A 19,008-nucleotide genomic window follows, 5' to 3' on the forward strand; every position below is an offset into this window, starting at 1 on the left:
GTTCATCCTCGTGGTCAACATCTCCGACGTCACCGCCGCCCCCAGCCCCGACCTGCTCACCCCCGACAACTGCGCCGTGCTCTTCGTGGACCACCAGCCACAGATGTTCTTCGCCGCCGCCAGCGGTGACCGCACCTCGATCATGAACGCCACCGTGGGCCTTGCGAAGGCCGCCAAGGTCTTCGACGTGCCGACCGTGCTGAGCACCGTGGCCGCCGAGTCCTTCTCCGGCCCGATCATGCCGCAGCTGGCCGCGGTCTTCCCCGACCAGAAGATCATCGACCGCACCTCGATGAACGCCTGGGAGGACGTGCCCTTCGTCGAGGCCGTCAAGGCGACCGGCCGCAAGAAGCTGGTCATCGCCGGCCTGTGGACTGAGGTCTGTGTCGTCCTGCCGACGCTGTCGGCCCTCGCCCAGGGCTATGAGGTCTACGTCGTCACCGACGCGTCCGGTGGCGTCAGCCCGCAGGCACATGAGCACGCCGTCCAGCGCATGATCCAGGCCGGCGCGGTTCCGGTGACGTGGGTGCAGGTGCTCCTGGAGCTCCAGCGGGACTGGGCGCGCACGGAGACGTACGTCCCGGTCACCGAGGTCGTCAAGGAGCACGCCGGCGCCTACGGCCTCGGGGTCGTATACGCGCAGGCCGTCATCGGCGCCCACGCCGCCGGCTGACCGCACCGATTCCGATTCAGGAACAGGCAGGAACACGATGGACGCTGGACTACTGGTCCTCCGGCTGGTGGCGGGCTTGCTCATCGCCGGTCACGGGGTGCAGAAGGTGAGCTTCCGGCTCGGGGGCAACGGCTTGGCGGGCGGGACCGAGGAATTCCGCCGTGACGGCTTCCGCGGCGGAGTGCTGACCGCACTCGTCGCGGGAGCCAGTCAGATCGGTGCCGGCCTGTTCCTGGCCCTCGGGCTGCTCACGCCCCTGGCCGCGATGGCCGCGACGGGCGTAATGACGGTCGCGGGCTCGGTCAAGTGGCACAAGGGGCTGTGGGTACAGAACGACGGCTACGAATACCCCCTGGTCCTCGTCACCGTCTCCGCCGCACTGTCCCTCGCCGGACCCGGACGGTGGTCCGTGGACCACGCTCTGGGCATCACCTCCTGGCCGGTGTGGGTCGCCGTCGGCGCGATCGTGCTGGGTCCGGCGAGCGGACTGCTCACCCGCGTGGTGCTGCACCGGTCGGGCGCCGGGCCGGAAGGGGTGCGGCATGCGCACGTTGCTGACTGACGCGGTCCGCACCCTCCTTCCCCGCGGCGAGGAACGTCATGGTCCGCTCCCCCCGCTGCTGCTGACCATGACGGTGGTCACCGGCCTGGTGGACTCGGTGAGCTATCTGGCCCTCGGACACGTCTTCGTCGCCAACATGACCGGCAACGTGGTCTTCCTGGGGTTCGCCCTGGGAGGCGCCGGCAGCCTGTCCGCGCTCGCGTCCGTCGTCTCGGTGACCGCGTTCCTCCTCGGCGCGCTCGCGGGTGGCAGGCTCGGCACCCGGTTCGCCACGCACCGCGGGCACCTGCTGAGGGCGGCGACGGCGGTGCAGACGGTGCTGGTCGCCGTCACCGTGGTGGTCGCCGCGGTCGCCGACGGCCGGGTCACCACCTCCGTCCAGTACACGCTGATCGTGTTCCTGGGGCTCGCCATGGGGCTGCAGAACGCGGTCGCCCGGCGCCTCGGCGTCCCGGACCTCACCACCACCGTGCTGACCCTGACGCTCACGGGCCTGGCCGCCGACTCCACGGCGGCCGGCGGCGAGGCGCCGCGCCCCGGCCGCCGGATCCTGTCCGTGCTCGCCATGTTCCTCGGCGCCCTGGTCGGAGCCGCGCTCCTGCTGCACGGCCACCTGGTCCTCGTCCTGAGCCTCACCCTGGTCCTGCTCGCGGTCACCTCCGTGACCACCCATCGCCTCTCCGCCGCCGACGCCCCCTGGCTGCGGCCACGGCCATGAACACGGCGGTGACCACCCCCGGCGCGGACGCCGGAGCCGGACCTTCGGCGCCTCCTCGGGACCCCTCGTCCATGGAGGCCCGGCGCACCACCGACCCGCACCCACCGAAAGGGACCCGATGAACCGGCCCTCCCCCGCCCCGGCCGTCGAACGGACGGACGACAAGCACCGTTACGAGATTCTGGTCGGCGGCCGGCTCGCCGGTCTGACCGCCTATCGCGACCATGCCGAGCAGCGGGTCTTCCACCACACGGAGGTCGACGACGCCTTCGCCGGACAGGGGCTGGCCGCGCGCCTGGTCCAGGAGGCCCTCACCGACGTACGCCGCTCAGGCATGCGCATCGTGCCGGTGTGCCCCTATGTGGCCAAGTACCTGGAGAAGCATGAGGAGTTCGCGGACATCACCGACCCGGTGACCCCGGAGATCCTGCACTGGCTCAAGACGGAGCTGCGGACCCTCACCTGATCGCGCCGCTGGTGGCGTCGACGGTGATGAAGCGCTGGGCTGCGACCAGCAGCACCGCCGCCGGCACCGACGCCAGGACCGCGGTGGCCATCACCGCGTTCCACTGGGTCGTGTGAGCACCGATGTACTCGTAGATGCCCAGGGTGACCGGCCGGACCGTCTCGGTGGTGGTCAGTGTGAGGCCGAAGAGGAAGTCGCTCCAGGCGAAGAGGAAGGTGAAGAGCGCGGCGGTGACCAGAGCGTTCCGGCTCAGCGGCAGCACCACGGCGCAGAAGGTGCGCAGCCTCCCGGCGCCATCCATGCGCGCGGCTTCGATGATCTCCCTGGGAATGCCCCGCATGAACGAGTGCAGGATGATGACGGCGAACGGGACCCCGGAGGTGGAGTCCGCGAGGACGAGTCCCAGGCGGGAGTTCAGCAGTCCCAGGTCGTTGTAGGCGCCGTAGAGCGCGTTCGCCACGACGATGCCCGGCAGCATCTGCGTGAACAGGATTCCGAAGAGTACGAGGCGGGTTCCCCGCAGGGAGAACCGGGCCAGGGCGTAGGCGGCCGGGGCCGCCAGCCCGAGGCTGAGCGCGACGCTGCCGAGGGCCACGACGAGGCTGGTGACCAGGTTGGGGCCCTGATCGCGCAGCGCCGTGGCGTAGCCGCTGAGGTGCGGGCGGGAAGGGAACCAGCCCGCCCCCAGTGTGGTGCCCGTCGGCTGCAGAGAGGCGTTCACCACCCAGTAGACGGGAAACAGCATCACCGCGAGCAGGACTGTCCCGACGACGGTGGAGAGCAGGCCACGGCGGCGTCCGCGCCGCGCCGGCCCGCCCCTCATGGGTGCGCGGCGCGCCGGTCGGCGCGCAGGAAGACGAGGGCGAGGACGAGCGAGAGGATGATGAGTACGTTGCCCATGGCGGCGCCGCGCCCGAACTCGAACTGTTGGAAGGACAGTTCGTAGGACTGGGTGGCGAGGGTCTGCGTGGCGTCGGCCGGTCCTCCGCCCGTCACGACGAGGATGATGTCCAGCACCTTGAGGGTGTAGACCACGCCCAGCACCAGCACGACGCTCACGGCGGGCCGCAGCAGCGGCCACGTGATGTGGCGGAACGACGCCACCGGACCGGCGCCGTCCAGCTCTGCCGCCTCGTACAGCTGGGCCGGGATGTTCCGCAGGCCGACGTACAGGATCGCGGTGTTGAAGGGGATTCCCACCCAGATGTTGACGAGGGTCACCGACACGAGTGCCTGTGAGGTGCCGGTGAGCCAGGGGATGCCGGACGGCACGAGGTGGAGGGCGCGCAGTGCGTTGTTGACGACTCCGTCGTCGGTGTCGAGCATCCACTTCCAGGTCGTGGCCGAGACGACCAGCGGCAGCAGCCACGGCAGCAGCAGGAGCGAGCGCAACAGACCGCCGAGCGGGAAGCTGCGGCGGAAGAACAGGGCCAGGGCGAGACCGAGCAGGAACTGCCCGGCGACCGAACCCGCGGTGAACAGGACCGTGGTCAGCAGTGTCTGGGAGAACAAGCCCGACGACAGGATCTCCGCGTAGTTCCGCAGCCCGACGAACGGCGCGGCCCCGGTGTAGAAGGTGGCGGGCGTGTACTGCTGGAAGCTCAACACCAGGTTCTTGACCACCGGGTAGCCGAAGAACAGCAGCAGGTAGACCGCGGCGGGCACGACGAACAGCCATGGGGCGAGCAGTTCCCGCAAGCGGGTCCGGGTCGCGGCCGGCGGACAGGTCATGAACCGGTCGCGGTCCGCTGCGCGCGTCGGAGCGCCACCTGCGGCGTCTGCTCGCCCGTCAGCGCGGACTGGATCGCCGTGGATATCGCGGTCGCCGTTCCGGGCCACTTGACTCCGAGTTCGGCGGTACGGGACCGGGCCCGCTCCACGCTGGTGACGAAGCCGGACATCGACGGGACCCGCTCGGCGTACCGGGCCGCCACCGCGGTGCGGGAGGGCACGGTGAAGTGCTCCTTCGCCAAGGCGAGCATGGTCGTGGGGCCGTTCAGGCAGGCCAGGACCTGGGCGGCCTTCTCCTGCCGGGACGGAGAGGAGTTCTGCGGCACCGTCCACACCTCGCCGCCGAGGGGCGTGACGAGCGTCTGCCCCTTCTGACGGACGGGGAGGGGGGCCACTCCCCAGTGCAGGTCACGGTCCTTGTTCAGCGCGGGGATCCGCCAGGGGCCGTTGACCATCATGGCGGCCTTTCCAGCGGCGAACTGGTCGTGGAGGTCGGCCTGGGTCCAGTTCAGTGCCGACCTCGACATGGATCCGCTCTTCACCAGGTCGGTCCACAGCCGGAGGGCCTGCGCGGCCTGCGGCGTGTCCAGGTGCTTCTCGTCTCCGCCGTTGGACCACAGGAAGGGCAGGAACTGCCAGGTGCTTTCGGGGGTTGCGTCGGCCGAGACGGCGATGCCGTAGCGCCCCGGGCGGGTCAGGCGGGCGGCCGCCGTCTGCAGCTCGTCCCAGGTCCGTGGCACGGCGACACCGGCCTCGGCGAGCATGTCCTTGTTGTAGATGAGGGCGACCGTGTTGACGGTGGGCGCCAGCCCGTACACCTTCCCGCGGTAGGTGCCCGCCGACAGGATGCCCTCGGCGAAGCCGGTGGTGTCGATGCGGTAGCGGTCCAGCGGCGTCAGTGCGCCGGTGCTCGCGATCTGCTGGAGGTCGGGGTTGTCGAGCATCAGCAGGTCGGGCAGGGTGCGTGACGACGCCTGTCGCAGGACCGTGGGGATGAGCGACGGCAACGGGACACTGGTGTGCTCGACCTTGACCCCGGCGGTCCTGCCGCAGTCGGTGAGCCGCTTGCTCCACTGGGCGTGCTCGGTCGCGTCGGTGTAGTAGTCGAGCGCGGTGATGGAGGTCACCTTGTCCGGGGCCGACGCGGCGCCGGTTCCCCCGCCGCAGCCGGCGGCAGCCAGTGCGAGGGCAACGGTCCCGAGGAGGGTGGTGATCCGTCGCGCCGACGGTCTGGGGGCCGGTGAGTTCAAGGTGGTGCCTTCCCGAGCGAGCCTGTGGTCGAGGCCAGGCGTCCCGCGTCGCCGAGGAGAGGCTTTGACACCGGCGTCTTAGCCATCGAACAGGGATGCTAGCCGATTGACCTGCGCATCAGCCGCGCGGGAGCCCGTAGCCGTCGCCGCGGTCCATGCCCTGTTCGGCGGCTTCCCGGATCATCGCCGCCACGGCGCCGGGCTGTGACAGGGCGACGCCGTGCGAAGCGGCCACCGAGTACTCGGTGGCCGCCATGCGCTGGGCCATGAAGCGCTGGGCCATGGGGGCGAGCATCCGGTCGGCGGCCGCGATGGCGTACCACGACGGCTTGCAGGCCCAGGCCGGCGGCCCCGACGTACCGGTCAACGCTTCTCGCGCGATGGGGCGTTGGGTGACGGCCAGGGCGTCGGTGACGTGCGGTGACAGGTCGGCGGCGAACGTCGGCCCGAACTGTTCCTCGATGAGGTACATCTCGTCCTCCGGGCCACCGGTGAACCGGGCGGGCAGCGCTGCCGTGATGGTGGTGTCGGTCACCGGTGCGGAGGCGAAACGGCTCAGGATGTCCAGGACGGACTCTCCGGCGTCCAGGCCGAACGCCGCGACGTAGCACAGGGCCACGATCTGGTCGCAGTCGCCGGCGGCATGGGTGATGACCGCGCCTCCGTAACCGTGTCCGGCCAACACGACCGGGGCGTCGATCTGACGCACCACGCTCCTGATGTAGGCGGCGTCCTGCGCCAGTCCGCGCAGCGGGTTCGCCGGGGCGAGCACGGTCAGGCCGGCGGCCTGCAGGAGGATGATGACCCCCGCCCAGGAGGAGGCGTCGGTGAACGCCCCGTGCACGAGCACGACGGTCGGCGGGTGGGGGGCGGGTCCGTTCACGTTCCGATGACCTCCGAATGAGTCCTGGCGTTCCAGCCAAGCGCATCCGGTTACCGCGGGCATCGCGTGAACGTACCAAGACGTGCCGGACGTACCGGCGGATCCGCTCAGTCCTCGGGCAAGGCCATGACCACATGGGCCAGCTGGACCCTCGAGTTGACCGACAGTTTGCGGAAGGCGGAGGTCAGGTGCGTGTTGACCGTGTGCGGGGAGACGACGAGCAGATCGGCGGCCGACCGGTTGGTGTGGCCGGCGGCGACCAGGCGCGCGATCTTCTTCTCCGAGGCCGTAAGGGCCTCCCAGCCCTGGACCGGGCGCGGCGTGGTCGCCCTGCGGCTGCCGGCCCCGGCACGGTCCAGATCGCGCTGCACGCGTGCCGCCGCGGCATGGGCACCCGACTCGATGAACAGGTCATGGGCGCGGGTCAGGGCGGCATTGGCCTCGGCTCCCCGGTCTGCCGTCATCAGTGCCCGGCCGAGGTCTGCTTGGGCCCCGGCCCGGACCAGTGGGCGCGGACTCTCCTCGAGGAGGGCCACCGCGCGTTCCAGCAGGGTGAGGTCGTTGCGCACCAGGCCCGCGGCCTGGGCAGCGATGCCCGTGGCGATGGGCACGGCCGGGTTGCGAGCGCCGTGCGCCTCGGCCTGTGCGGCCAGATCCTCGGCCAGCGCCCGGTCCGCGCCGCTGAGGGCCATGCGTATCGCGGAGTCGACCCAGGTGCGCAGCAGCCGCCAGCGCATGAAGGGACCTTCCTGCTGCACCTGCCGGATCCTGTCGAGGGCGAGCGCGGTGTTCCCCTCGTCGTCGGCGATGAGCGCCTCCAGGAAGCGCACCGCCACCGTGTTGCCAGGGTTCGGTTTGGTCGCGCGTCGTTCCCGCGCGGCGGTCAGCTGGTGCCGCGCCGCTTCCCGGTCGCCGCGCAGCAGGGCGATCCAGGAGCGGATCACCCGGGCGTTCACCTGCTGGACGCAGATGTGTACGTCGTTCTCCAGGCGCTCCATGGTGACCAGGTCGGACTCCGCGTCGTCGAGGTCGCCCAGCCCCAGATGCTGCGAGGCCTGTGCCCACAGCAGCATGGTCTGCGGCACCGAGCCGCCGTCGTCCGCCGCCCGCAGCAGCAGCCGCCGGCCGGCCTCGAAGTCGTCCATGTGCTGGTGCGCGACGATCTCCTCGGGAAGGAAGGCGGGCTCGACGGCGCTGAGCGCGGTGAAGCGTTCCAGCGCGACGGCGTTCGTACCGGCGTTCAGAGCGCTCTCCCCCAGACCGAACAGGGCCAGCACGCGTGCCTCCCGGTCACCGGTCGCGATGGCCGCACGCAGGGCGTTCTCGCCGGCCTCCAGTGCCGCGCCGAGATCCTCGCCCCGGGAGAGGGCCAGCGCACGCAGGGCGGTGAGCCGCGCCTCGACCTCCGGGGCGGCACCGCCGAGCGCGAGGGCTGTCTCGGCGCGGCGGCGCAACTCCTCGGCGACGTCCAGGTTCCAGAGCGTCCCGCCGAGGGCGGCCTGGATCCGGCCGAACGTCTCCAGAGGCGGCCGGGCGGCCAGCAGCCGGTCGCCGGTCTCCAGCGCCTCGCGGTTCCGGCCGGCCCGGGTCAGACAGACGATCGCCTGCACACCGACGTCGTGCCACAACGGCCGTCCGGGAGGCACCAGTTCCAGGGCGCGCGTCATCAGGTCGGCCGCGAGGCCCGGCGTGACCGACAGGACGTCGTCGGCAGCCTGCCGCAGCAGCGTCACCGCTTCGTCGTCTCCGGCCTGGGCGCCCCGGAGAATGTGCGACACCGCGTCGATCGGCCGGTGCCCGGCCGCGACCAGGTGTCCTGCGGCCTCCCGGTGCAGAGCCTTGCGGGCCGACGGCGGGATGTCCACGTAGACGGCCTGGCGCAGCAGGTCGTGCCGGAAGACCAGCTGTTCGCCGTCGTCGTCCAGGAGCCCGGCGCGCACCGCCTCCTCCAGCTCCGCGAGCAAACCGGCGGACGGTCGGCCGTAGAGCGCGGCGGCTTCGAGGAGGCCGAATCTGCGTCCCAGCACCGCTCCCATCTGCAGGAAGCGCAAGGTGCTGGGGTCAAGTGACCTGAGCCTGCCGCGCACGCCCACCACGAGCCCCTCGGGCACGGGCTCCCCCGACGGGCCGGTGGTCCCCAGTCCCGTGAGCATCTCGACCGCCAGGAACGGGTTCCCGCCGGCTCCGTCGAGCAGCTGCCGTACCCGGTCGTCGACGGCCGCGCCCAGGGTGTCGTCGGCCAGCTGGCCGATCGCCGTGCCGGAGAGCGGTCCCAGGGGCACGGTGACCGACAGGAGCCCGCTCTCGGCGGCCTCGACGATCTCCTGCGCCGGGCCGGCGGGATCCTGCCGCCCGGTGAGCACCCACAGAACCGGCGATGTCCGCAGGCGTGCCGGGAGCTGTTTCAGGGCGAACCGGCTCAGTGGGTCGGCCCACTGCACGTCGTCCAGGGCGATCAGCACGGGCATCTCGGCGGCCCTGGCCTCGATCGCTTCCGCCACGCGCTCGACCAGCCAGATCCGCTGGTCGTGATGGCGGGTGAGGTCGGCGAACGCGTCACTGGACAGCAGCGGCCGGTCACCATACAGAAGGCAGGCGGCCAGCGACGAGAGCGGGACGATGTGGTGCAGTTCGTCGGCCTTGCCCAGACCGACCGCGAAGCCCGCCGCACCGGCCGTGGTGACGACCTCGCCGAGCAGCGCGGTCTTGCCGATGCCCGGCTCCCCTCGGAGCAGGACCAACGCGCCGCTTCCGGTGCCGACCACCGATGCGAGGACGGCCCGCAGCTGTTCGAGTTCGGTCTCTCGGCCACGCAGACCGCGCCGGGACAGCGACCCGTCCGACCGCTCCACTCCCGCCCCTCTGTCCGCACTCGCCGACCGCCTCCGGTCCAGGCAGCCATGCGGAGCGGCGACGTCGCCCTATGCCGTCGCCCGCCTGTCCGGGTGGGGGGCCGGCCGGGGCGCGGACGGCGTTCCGCGTGTCCACTATCGCAAGAACCGCAGCTCAGTGCATACCCCGGGGGGCGACCAGGGCCGTGCGGCGGCTCTGAGCGGGTTGGGTGAAGTCGGCTACGGTTCGGCAGCGCCGCCAAGGGGCGCGGCGAACTGCGCGACCAGCCACGACGACGGCCGTGGACGAGCGACGGCATGGCGCGGCACTTCGAGCGGAGGGTTCAGGCGCCCGGTGGCGACGTGTGCGTACGACGCTCGAGTGCCGCCTGGTCCCGCCACTCGACGGGGGACATCCCGTAGGCGCCCCGGAACGCCCGGCTGAAGTGGGCGGCGCTGACGAAGCCCCACCGTCGGCCCACCGCGGCGATGGTCCGGCTCGCCGCGTCCCGGCGGGCCAGTTCGCGTCGGCACTGCTCCAGCCGGCGGCCCTGGATCCACCGGCGGACGGTGGTGCCCTCGTTCTGGAAGAGGTTGTACAGGTAGCGCAGGGAGATCTGGTTGGCCCGGGCGATGGCCTCCGGGGTCAGGTCGGGGTCCGCCAGGTGACGGTCGACGTAGGCCTGGACCCGCATCAGCAGCACGCGGGCGGCGCTCGGTGTGCCCGTGGTGTCGCCGCCGCGTCGCTCGTCGGCCAGCACCGTGAGCAGGTCCAGGACGTTGCGGGTGATCAGGTCGCCGACGTGCTGCGGATACGCGCCCGCGGTGTCCACGAGCCGGGACAGGAAGGGGGACAGCAGGTGGCCGAGGGGCGTCGTGGAGTCGAGGGGAGACGCCGTGATCCGGCACAGGTCCGACTCCCTCAGACTCAGGAGATGCCGGGGCAGGACGAGGGCCTTCGTCTGGAAGGTGTCGGGGAAGGTCAGCCGCATGGGACGCGCCCGGTCGTAGACGAAGAGCTGCCCGGGCTCGACATACGCGTCGCGCGCGTCCTGCTCGACTCGGGCGAGCCCGCTGCTCAGCAGCATCACGACCACGTGGTCGTCGCCTGTGGATCCCGCGATGAGGCGCGGTGTGCGCACGGTCTGCAGGGCTTCGCTGTCCACCGTGACGCCCCGTGTCCGGCCCGTCGGTGACGCATGGATCGTGCCGGAGAACACCTCCTCGGCGAGCTTGACGTCCACGGCTCCGAAGGTGTGGGCCACGGCGTCGCGCCAGTAGGTCCGTCTTCGCTCCCTGGGCACACCGTCCGTGGTGTAGAAGATGCCCGCGGGCTGCTTCCCCGTCCCCTTCACCGATACGTACGACATGATCTCCGCCCTTCAGCCGCTGTGCGCTGCGGACACCGTGCCAGCGGGGCACGGGGTGGCGCATCGAGTGAACGCACTAGATCCGGGATACGGGGCGGAGATACGGGGGACCGCGGAACCTCAGTCGAAGCGCAGGTCGGAGAGCTGCCGTTCGAGGGCGGTGACCTCGTCGTCGGGCGTCGTCTCCGACGCCGGGCGGGCCGCCATGGCGACGGTCAGTTCACCGGCCGCCCGCTGGATGCGGGCGGGCAGGCCCTCGGTGTAGTCGTCGCCGCCGGACCCCCAGTCCTCGGACGCCGCGTACACCGCGGTGGGGACGACACCGGCTCGCAGGTAGGCGAAGAGCGGGCGCAACGCGTGCTCCAGAACCAGGGAGTGGCGGGCCGTCCCTCCCGTCGCCGCGATCAGGACCGGCGTGCCGGTGAGGGCGTCCGGGTCGATGAGGTCGAAGAAGGACTTGAACAGCCCGCTGTAGGAGGCGGTGAACACGGGTGCCACGGCGATCAGGCCGTCCGCGCCCGTCACCGCGTCGATCGCGGACGCCAGCTGGGGCGGCGGGAAACCGGTCACGAGGTGGTTGGCGACGGCGACGGCCAGTTCGCGCAGCTCGATGACCTCGGTCTGTACGTCGTGGCCCTCGGCGGCCAGGTCGGTGCGGGCCGACTCGGCGAGCCGGTCGGCGAGCAGGCGGGTGGACGACGGGGTGCTCAGCCCCGCCGAGACAGCGACGAGCTTCACGCGGCGGCCACCTCCCGCGCGGTCCGCAGGGACTCGTGGGTGGGCGCGTCCGGCACCTCGGCCGGGCGGCCGATCGCGAACTCCTTGCGCAGCACCGGTACGACCTCCTCGCCGAGGATGTCGAGCTGCTCCAGCACGGTCTTCAGTGGCAGGCCCGCGTGGTCCATCAGGAACAGCTGCCGCTGGTAGTCGCCCACGGTCTCGCGGAAGGACAGCGTCCGCTCGATGACCTGCTGCGGGGAGCCCACCGTCAGCGGGGTCTGCTCGGTGAAGTCCTCCAGGGACGGCCCGTGGCCGTAGACCGGCGCGTTGTCGAAGTACGGGCGGAACTCCCGTACGGCGTCCTGGGAGTTCTTCCGCATGAACACCTGCCCGCCCAGGCCGACGATGGCCTCCTCGGGCCGGCCATGACCGTGGTGGGCGTACCTGCGCCGGTACAGCTGGACCATCCGTCGCGTGTGGTCGGCAGGCCAGAAGATGTTGTTGTGGAAGAAGCCGTCGCCGTAGAAGGCGGCCTGTTCGGCGATCTCGGGCGAGCGGATCGAGCCGTGCCACACGAACGGCGGTACGCCGTCCAGCGGGCGGGGCGTGGACGTGAAGCCCTGCAGAGGAGTGCGGAACGTCCCCTCCCAGTCCACGACGTCCTCGCGCCACAGCCGGCGCAGCAGGGCGTAGTTCTCCTTGGCGAGGTCGATGCCCTGCCGGATGTCCTTGCCGAACCAGGGGTAGACCGGCCCGGTGTTGCCGCGGCCCATCATCAGGTCCACCCGGCCGCCGGCCAGGTGCTGGAGCATCGCGAAGTCCTCCGCGATCTTCACCGGGTCGTTGGTGGTGATCAGTGTCGTGGCCGTGGAAAGGATCAACTTCTCGGTGCGGGCCGCGATGTAGCCGAGCATCGTGGTCGGCGACGACGGCACGAACGGCGGGTTGTGGTGCTCACCGGTCGCGAAGACGTCCAGGCCGACCTCCTCCGCCTTGAGCGCGATGGCGACCATCGCCTTGATGCGCTCGTGCTCCGAGGGGGTACGGTCGTTGGTCGGGTCGGGGGTGACGTCCCCCACCGAGAAGATTCCGAACTGCATGGGCGCCTCTTCGTTCCGGCGAGCTGTGTGGATGCCGGAAATGTAGGCACGGCTCGGGCGATGCCCCTTGTCCGTGCGTGCAGCGGTGCTGGCCCCTCGGTGCCCTCCTGCGGCCCGCGGGGTGAGCCGCCGCCTTTCCGTCCGCGACTGTGCAGCGTGGGGCCACTGCACGGGCGCTGAGAGGCAATCGCCACACCCGGTCGGCTGCCTGGCGCGGCAGCCCCCTCTGCCTCCCCGGAGTACCCATGGCTTCCGCAACCGTCGTCGAACTGTCCCAGAAGTGATCACCGCCTTCTTCCTGGAGGCTGGATTCATCGGCCTGATGCTCTACGGCGACGCGCGGATCCGCCCGCGCACCATTGCATTGGCGAGCTGGATGGTCGCCTTCGGCACGCTGCTGTCCGCCACCTGAATCCTGTCGGCCAACGGCTGGATGCAGGACCCCCCGTCGGCTACGAGAAGGTCGACAGCCAGTTCCACGCCCGGGACTGGGCCGGCATCCTGCTCGATCCCGCCTTCGCCCACCGCTTCCCGCACATGCTGCTGGCCGTGCTGATCAGCGCCGCCTGGTTCGTCGGCGGGATCTCCGCCTGGTATCCGGTGAAGAACCGGGTGCACGCCCGGCCCATGGCCCGCCGCTGTCTGTCCATCGCGCTCGGTGTGCTGGGCGTGCTGATCCCGATCCAGCTGTACGTGGGAGACGGCACAGCGGTCTTCATGGGTCAGCACCAGCTGCCCAAGCTGGAGGCGTTCGAGGGGCACTGGAAGGGCGACAGGCGGCACCGTCGGCCGACGCCGCCGTACTGCGGGCCGCTTTGGAAGTGGTCGGCCTGTCGGTGCTTCCGTTGCAGATGCCGGTGGGTCCTGGCGGCCGTCTGCTGTCCCAAGGGCAGCGAAGGCGCCTCGCCACGGCCCGCGCCGTACTGAGGCGTCCTCGGATCCTGCTGCTCGACGAGCCGGTGGCGGGCCTGGACCGCGCCACCGCCGAGGCGCTCCTGGCCGCGCTGCCCCGGGCGTTGCCGCAGACCGCGCTGGTGATCGCCCTCCAGGAACAGGACCTCGGCCTGCTGAAGGGCGCTGCGGATGCCGTCGTACGACTCGGACGGGCCGTGGAGCGGGCGTGCGCGTAGTCCCGTACAGGGCTGGACCGGCGGCGCGCGGAAGGGGCCAAAACCGCCTTCGGCCCTGGCCCCTTACTGTCGTTGCGTCAGTCGGGCTCGGAGTCCGGGATCAGATGCATCGCCGCCTCCTCGGGCGATACCTTCGCGCCGTCCGTCCCCGGTCGAAGGCGAACCGGTCGGATTCGAGGCTCACCCCTCGCCACCGCTCCGACGCGTGACGCCGGTGGTTCCCCCCGCCCAGGGCCTCTCCGAGGGCGAACAGCCCTCGTCCAGAGCTTGGTCATCCGCGAGTGGTCCAGGGTGTGGGACGCGTCCAGCAGCGCAGCGTCGTCCTGAATGTCCGGACACCGGCTCTTCACCCCGCGTTGGTGATCCCCCGCCGTAGGAGTGGCCGACGAGGACCACTGGACCGGAGATGGTCGCCAGGAAGTCGGACAGCGTCTCGGCGTCCTGGGCGACACCGCGCAGCGGGTTCGGCGAGGCGTAGACGTTGTCACCCGCTTGAAGCGGAAAGGGCGAGGGGCGAGCGGAATCCGTGCAATCCGGGAACACGCGTGCCGCACAAGCCCCTTTTCGGACAACCCCCGGTGCACTTGTGGGCAAGGCAACGGAGCAGCCGCGGCTTACGGTCGTCCACAACCGTACGAACAGTCAGACACAGGGGGCGGAGTGAGAATCCCTCTTTCCGATTCCGCGGATGCGTGCTCGATCGTCTTTCCCACGGAAGTCCATATCAGCGTGGCCGGTGAAGCGTGGGTACCGCTCCCCGCCGCGCTCCGTTACGACGTGGCCGACCCGTATGCCGTGCGCCTGTCCATGGGCGTCCCTGCGGCCCCTTCCGCCGACTGGGTCTTCGCCCGGTCGCTGCTCGCGGAGGGACTCCACCGGCCCACGGGAATCGGAGACGTGGTGGTCATCCCGCGGCACCGCCGCCGTCCAGAGTCGGTCCGCATCCTCTTCAGGACCCGCGCCGGGGCGGCGCTTCTCGCGGTCCACGCCCTCGTGGTCACGGACTTCCTGCGCCGGTCCGAGGCACTGGTGCCGCCGGGCACCGAGCACCACCACATCGATGTGGACCGCGTCATCGACCGGCTCACGGCCGGCCATGAGTGAGACGCCGCCCGGCGCGACGCGGGTGACGGCCTACAGGCACAGCCGGGGTCAGGCCGCGTGCAGGACGGTGTACAAGGTGTCCGTCACCTGTACCCGGGCCGCCTGGGAGGCGTGCGTGCCGCGGAGCTGGTCGAACAGCACGATCTCCGAGAGTCCTGGAGACGGTCGCTCGACAGATTCCCCGCGTGGTCTCGGGTACGTCTCAGCGCGTGCCGTACTCGACCGTCCAGTCGCGCGAACCGGCTGCCGAGCCGCCGCCTCACCCTCCGGCTCCGGTACGACGGCTCCTTCTGGGATGCCCGCCAAGGAGAAGCGCGCATCGGCGGACGCAATTCCCCGCTCCACATGGGCCGAGCCCAAAGAACAGCCCCAACGCGCTGCTCAACGGGTCAAGCCCGACAGGTCGATTGACCCGCGCTACCTGATCCAGAACGACCACTTCACGCTCCGTCAGAAACAGCGTCGACCGAGCGTCAAGACATTTCCCGAGCCCGTCTCTTACGGAGCTGAGACAGAGCGTTTTGGACCAACGCCCACGCTGCGAAACCGCAGGTGAGACAGGTGGCGGGAACCTACAACATGCTCCACGCGGTGAACTTCGGGAAACAAGTCGAGCGCGCCCGGCCTCGCCTGAGAAACCTACAAAAAGCGCAGGTCAGAGCCCCTACACCGCAGGCGACAGAATCGCCACGCACTCCACGTGCGACGTCATCGGGAACAGGTCGAACGCCCGCAGCGTCCGCACCCGGTAGCCGCCCTCCCGGAAGTAGCCCAGGTCGCGGGCCAGGGCGGCCGGGTCGCAGGCCACGTAGGCGATGCGGCGGGCGCCGAGGGAGGTGAGGTGGGCGACCGTCTTGCGGCCGGCGCCGGCGCGGGGCGGGTCGAGGACGATGAGGTCGACCTCGGTGATGCCCGTGCGCGGCAGGACCGACTCCACCTTGCCCTGCTCGACGCGGACCCGCGGGAAGCCGGCCAGGTTGTGCCGGGCGTCCTCCACCGCGCGCTTGCCGGACTCGATGCCGAGGACCGCGCCCTTCTCGCCGAGGCGGTCGGCCAGGGCGCCGGCGAACAGGCCGACGCCGCAGTACAGGTCGAGGGCCATCTCGCCCTTGCGCGGCAGCAGGCCCTGCATGACGGCCTTGACGAGGGTGTCGGCGGCCTTCGGGTGCACCTGCCAGAAGCCGCCGCTGCCGACGCGGAAGGTGTGGTCGTCGGCGCGCTCGCGCACGAAGGCGCGGCCGTGGACCCGGTGGACGCCGCCGTCCTTCTCGTCCACGCGCATCACGGAGACGGGCCGGTCGAGCTCGACCAGCGGCAGCCGGGCGCCGGGCCGCGGCTCCAGGATCACCATGCGGTCCTGCGAACCGGTCGCGGCGATCGCCTCGACGGAGGCCATGCCCGCCCAGTCGCGGTCCTCGATGCCGAGCTCGCTGACGCCCTGCGCGGCGATCATGCAGTGGTCGATCGGCTCGACCTCGTGGGAGCGGTGGCGGCGCAGTCCGGCGTTGCCGTCGGCGTCCACCGCGTACTGGACGCGCGTCCGCCACTGCGGCACCTGGCCGGCGGGCAGCTTGTCCCCCTCGGCCGGCACCACCGTGCCGTCCCAGCCGGCCTCCTCGGGGGTGAGGCCCGCGAGCCGCTTGAGCTGCTCGGCGATCACCTCGCCCTTCAGGCGGCGCTGGGCGCCCGGCTTGGCGTGCTGCCAGTCGCAGCCGCCGCAGCGGCCGGGGCCGGCGAAGGGGCAGGGCGCCTCGACGCGGTCCTTGGACGCCTCGAGGATCTCGACGGCGTCGGCGCGCAGGAAGCGGGCGCCCTCCTCGCCCTCGGTGACCCGGGCCACCACCCGCTCGCCGGGCAGCGTGTGCCGGACGAACAGCACCTGGCCCTCGGCGGTACGGGCGATGCAGTGGCCCCCGTGGGCGACGGGGCCGATCTCGACCTCGTACTCCTCGCCCACCAGAGACTTCGTGGTTTCTGCCTGCATGGTGGGGTGACTCCAGATCGGGAAGGGGGGAGGCCGCAGCCGGCGGGCCTGACAACAGCCCACCAGTCTACGGCCTCCCCCGGATGCCTCGACGCGTCAGTCCTTGGCGGCCGGCTCCTTGGGGCGTTCCACCGCCGGGCCGCGCCGGACCGCGCCGGGCGCGTTCCAGTCCTGGCGCCTGCGGGCCCGCAGCTTGGCCGCCTCGGAGGACGCCAGCTGGTAGGGCACCGAGGTCACCATCACGCCGGGGGTGAACAGCAGGCGGCCCTTCAGGCGCAGGGCGCTCTGGTTGTGCAGCAGGTGCTCGTACCAGTGGCCGACCACGTACTCGGGGATGATCACGGAGACCGCGTCGCGCGGGGACTCCTTGCGCAGGCTCTTGACGTACTCGATGATCGGCCGCGTGATCTCCCGGTACGGGGAGTCGAGGACCTTCAGCGGTACGTCGATCCCGCGCCGCTCCCACTCCTCGCGCAGCGCCTTGGTCTCCGCCGGGTCGACGTTGACGGTGAGCGCCTCCAGGGTGTCCGAGCGCATCAGCTTGGCGTAGGCCATGGCGCGCAGGGTGGGGCGGTGGATCTTGGAGATCAGGACCACCGAGTGCACCCGGGAGGGGCGGACGCTGTCGTCGCTCGGGCCCTCGGGGGCGGCGATCTCGTCGGCCACGCGGTCGTAGTGCTTACGGATCGCGGTCATCGTCGCGTAGAAGATGCACATGCCCAGCAGGGCGACCCAGGCGCCGTGCGTGAACTTGGTGACGAGGACGACGACCAGCACCAGGCCGGTGAAGAAGGCGCCGAAGGCGTTGATCGCGCGGGAGCGGATCATGTGGCTGCGCGCCGAGGGGTCCTTCTCGACCGCCAGATGGCGGTTCCAGTGCCGGACCATGCCGGTCTGGCTGAGCGTGAAGGACACGAACACGCCGACGATGTAGAGCTGGATGAGGCGGGTGGAGTCGGCGCCGTAGATGATCACCAGCAGCGCGGCGGCGCCGGCGAGCAGCACGATGCCGTTGGAGAACGCGAGGCGGTCGCCGCGGGTGTGCAGCTGGCGCGGCAGGTAGCGGTCCTGGGCGAGGATCGAGCCGAGCAGCGGGAAGCCGTTGTACGCCGTGTTCGCCGCCAGGAACAGCACCAGGGCGGTGGCGGCCGCCAGCAGGACGAACAGGAAGCTGCCCTTGCCGAACACCGCCTCGGCGACCTGGGAGATCACCGGGTTCTGGACGTAGCCGGAGCCGACCGGGGTGCCGTTGTGGATCAGGTCGGTGGCCGGGTGCTCGGCCATGCGGACGTTGGTCGACATGGCGAGGGCGATGATGCCGCAGAACATCGTGACGGCCAGCAGGCCCATCATGGCCAGCGTGGTCGCCGCGTTCTTCGACTTGGGCTTGCGGAAGGCGGGGACGCCGTTGGAGATGGCCTCCACGCCGGTCAGCGCGGCACAGCCGGAGGAGAAGGCGCGCAGCATCAGGAAGACGAGGGCGAAGCCCGCGAGGCCCTGGTGCTCGGCCTTGATGTGGTAGTCGGCCGTCGGGGCCCGCATGGTGTCGCCCAGTACCAGACCGCGGAAGGCGCCCCAAGCGATCATGACGAAGACGCCGCCGACGAACACGTAGGTCGGGATGGCGAAGAGCTTGCCCGACTCCTTCACTCCGCGCAGGTTCATCAGCGTCAGCAGGACGATCACCGCCGTCGCGCAGAACACCTTGTGCTCGACGACGAAGGGGATCGCGGAGCCGAGGTTCTCGATGCCGGAGGCGATGGAGACGGCGACGGTCAGCACGTAGTCGACGAGCAGCGCGCTGGCCACGGTGAGGCCGGCCTTGGGTCCCAGGTTGGTGGTGGCGACCTCGTAGTCGCCGCCGCCGCTGGGGTACGCGTGCACGTTCTGCCGGTAGGAGGCGACCACCGTGAACATCAGCACGACGACCGCGACGGCGATCCAGGGGCTGAAGTGGTACGCCGACACGCCCGCAATGGACAGGACCAGCAGGACCTCCCCCGGCGCGTAGGCGACGGAGGACAGCGGGTCGGAGGCGAAGACGGGGAGGGCGATGCGCTTCGGCAGGAGCGTTTCGCCCAGCCGGTCGCTGCGCAGTGCGCGCCCGATCAGGATCCGTTTGGGCACGTCGGTCAGTTTGGACACGACAGAGGATCGTAGGCCTTCGAACAGGCACCCGCCCACCCGGCGTCCCGGTTCTGCCTCACGAGTGAAATCGTACGCGCTCCGAACTGCGGATTCCGTGGTCCGTGCGCCCCGCGTGCCTAGATGGCAGATCCCGGTCGTCACCGCACCTCGGAGGTCCCATGCCCGCGACCGCAGAGCTGATCGGGGCCACCGTCGCCCTGGTCGGCCTCGGAATCCTGACCCTGTGCAGCGTGCGCAGCATCACGCGCCGCAGGGGGGCCGCCGCGGATCCCCGGCGGTGACCGGCAGCGGTGCTCCGCGAAACCTCCGCACCGGGGGTGCCCGCCTCCGTCCGCCCG

19 protein-coding genes are annotated in these 19,008 nt (G+C 70.9%); 9 read left to right on the forward strand and 10 right to left on the reverse strand.

The features are described from left to right. The first annotated feature begins 10 nt into the window (after positions 1-10). The 4 genes from ACZ7JA_RS16680 (at position 11) to ACZ7JA_RS16695 (ending at position 2,419) form a co-directional block, all read left to right on the forward strand. A complete protein-coding gene (locus ACZ7JA_RS16680; RefSeq protein ID WP_351559709.1) occupies positions 11-673 on the forward strand; it encodes a hydrolase in 663 nt (220 codons plus the stop codon). Positions 674-710: 37 nt separating this feature from the next. Continuing rightward, positions 711-1,235 carry a DoxX family protein gene (locus ACZ7JA_RS16685; protein ID WP_470808865.1) on the forward strand — a complete coding sequence of 175 codons (525 nt, stop codon included), beginning with the start codon at positions 711-713 and terminating at the stop codon, positions 1,233-1,235. Then, the gene (locus tag ACZ7JA_RS16690) at positions 1,216-1,953 is read left to right on the forward strand and encodes a YoaK family protein (protein ID WP_351559713.1); all 738 of its coding nucleotides are present in this window, start codon (positions 1,216-1,218) and stop codon (positions 1,951-1,953) included. Before ACZ7JA_RS16685 ends, ACZ7JA_RS16690 begins: the two co-directional genes overlap by 20 nt. Positions 1,954-2,071: 118 nt before the next feature. After that, the gene (locus ACZ7JA_RS16695) at positions 2,072-2,419 is read left to right on the forward strand and encodes a GNAT family N-acetyltransferase (protein ID WP_470808867.1); all 348 of its coding nucleotides are present in this window, start codon (positions 2,072-2,074) and stop codon (positions 2,417-2,419) included. On the opposite strand, the gene ACZ7JA_RS16700 is transcribed toward ACZ7JA_RS16695, so the two are convergent. The 8 genes from ACZ7JA_RS16700 to ACZ7JA_RS16735 all read right to left on the reverse strand — a co-directional run bounded on the left by ACZ7JA_RS16700 (position 2,412) and on the right by ACZ7JA_RS16735 (position 12,304). Next, complete coding sequence (locus ACZ7JA_RS16700) at positions 2,412-3,242, reverse strand: carbohydrate ABC transporter permease (RefSeq protein WP_450744303.1); 831 nt, start codon at positions 3,240-3,242, stop codon at positions 2,412-2,414. The genes ACZ7JA_RS16695 and ACZ7JA_RS16700 overlap by 8 nt on opposite strands. Then, the gene (locus tag ACZ7JA_RS16705; RefSeq protein ID WP_450744301.1) at positions 3,239-4,150 is read right to left on the reverse strand and encodes a carbohydrate ABC transporter permease; all 912 of its coding nucleotides are present in this window, start codon (positions 4,148-4,150) and stop codon (positions 3,239-3,241) included. Before ACZ7JA_RS16705 ends, ACZ7JA_RS16700 begins: the two co-directional genes overlap by 4 nt. After that, a complete protein-coding gene (locus ACZ7JA_RS16710) occupies positions 4,147-5,277 on the reverse strand; it encodes a sugar ABC transporter substrate-binding protein (protein WP_470808870.1) in 1,131 nt (376 codons plus the stop codon). Before ACZ7JA_RS16710 ends, ACZ7JA_RS16705 begins: the two co-directional genes overlap by 4 nt. A gap of 241 nt (positions 5,278-5,518) precedes the next feature. Further along, positions 5,519-6,283 (reverse strand): alpha/beta fold hydrolase, encoded by a 765-nt coding sequence (locus ACZ7JA_RS16715; RefSeq protein ID WP_389305726.1) that lies wholly within the window; start codon positions 6,281-6,283, stop codon positions 5,519-5,521. 107 nt (positions 6,284-6,390) lie between these two features. After that, entirely contained in the window at positions 6,391-9,135 is a 2,745-nt protein-coding gene (locus ACZ7JA_RS16720; protein ID WP_470808872.1) for an ATP-binding protein, read from the reverse strand. 323 nt (positions 9,136-9,458) lie between these two features. After that, positions 9,459-10,484, reverse strand: coding sequence for an AraC-like ligand-binding domain-containing protein (locus tag ACZ7JA_RS16725; RefSeq protein WP_389305730.1), 1,026 nt, complete (start codon positions 10,482-10,484; stop codon positions 9,459-9,461). A 120-nt stretch (positions 10,485-10,604) separates the two neighbouring features. Then, positions 10,605-11,222, reverse strand: coding sequence for an FMN reductase (locus ACZ7JA_RS16730; RefSeq protein ID WP_470808874.1), 618 nt, complete (start codon positions 11,220-11,222; stop codon positions 10,605-10,607). Further along, positions 11,219-12,304, reverse strand: a complete 1,086-nt coding sequence (locus ACZ7JA_RS16735) for an LLM class flavin-dependent oxidoreductase (RefSeq protein ID WP_470808876.1) — start codon at positions 12,302-12,304, stop codon at positions 11,219-11,221. Before ACZ7JA_RS16735 ends, ACZ7JA_RS16730 begins: the two co-directional genes overlap by 4 nt. Before the next feature lie 280 nt (positions 12,305-12,584). Between ACZ7JA_RS16735 and ACZ7JA_RS16740 the strand changes: the two genes are divergently transcribed. The 4 genes from ACZ7JA_RS16740 (at position 12,585) to ACZ7JA_RS16755 (ending at position 14,538) form a co-directional block, all read left to right on the forward strand. Then, a complete protein-coding gene (locus ACZ7JA_RS16740) occupies positions 12,585-12,716 on the forward strand; it encodes a cytochrome ubiquinol oxidase subunit I (RefSeq protein ID WP_470808878.1) in 132 nt (43 codons plus the stop codon). Between the two features lie 89 nt (positions 12,717-12,805). Further along, entirely contained in the window at positions 12,806-13,231 is a 426-nt protein-coding gene (locus tag ACZ7JA_RS16745) for a cytochrome ubiquinol oxidase subunit I (RefSeq protein ID WP_470809014.1), read from the forward strand. After that, positions 13,120-13,434, forward strand: a complete 315-nt coding sequence (locus tag ACZ7JA_RS16750) for an ATP-binding cassette domain-containing protein (RefSeq protein WP_389305733.1) — start codon at positions 13,120-13,122, stop codon at positions 13,432-13,434. The genes ACZ7JA_RS16745 and ACZ7JA_RS16750 overlap by 112 nt, the downstream gene beginning before the upstream one ends. Before the next feature lie 729 nt (positions 13,435-14,163). Beyond that, a complete protein-coding gene (locus tag ACZ7JA_RS16755; RefSeq protein ID WP_389305735.1) occupies positions 14,164-14,538 on the forward strand; it encodes an SsgA family sporulation/cell division regulator in 375 nt (124 codons plus the stop codon). 664 nt (positions 14,539-15,202) lie between these two features. Here ACZ7JA_RS16755 and ACZ7JA_RS16760 read toward each other — a convergent pair. Both ACZ7JA_RS16760 and ACZ7JA_RS16765 read right to left on the reverse strand, forming a co-directional pair. Next, positions 15,203-16,522, reverse strand: a complete 1,320-nt coding sequence (locus ACZ7JA_RS16760; protein ID WP_389305737.1) for a class I SAM-dependent RNA methyltransferase — start codon at positions 16,520-16,522, stop codon at positions 15,203-15,205. A 96-nt stretch (positions 16,523-16,618) separates the two neighbouring features. Beyond that, positions 16,619-18,667, reverse strand: a complete 2,049-nt coding sequence (locus ACZ7JA_RS16765; protein ID WP_351666559.1) for an APC family permease — start codon at positions 18,665-18,667, stop codon at positions 16,619-16,621. A 161-nt stretch (positions 18,668-18,828) separates the two neighbouring features. On the opposite strand from ACZ7JA_RS16765, the gene ACZ7JA_RS16770 reads away from it, so the two are divergent. After that, complete coding sequence (locus tag ACZ7JA_RS16770) at positions 18,829-18,951, forward strand: hypothetical protein (RefSeq protein WP_351666557.1); 123 nt, start codon at positions 18,829-18,831, stop codon at positions 18,949-18,951. The last annotated feature ends 57 nt before the right edge of the window (positions 18,952-19,008 follow it).

The sequence above is a fragment of the Streptomyces sp. NPDC038135 genome (genome assembly GCF_055601245.1).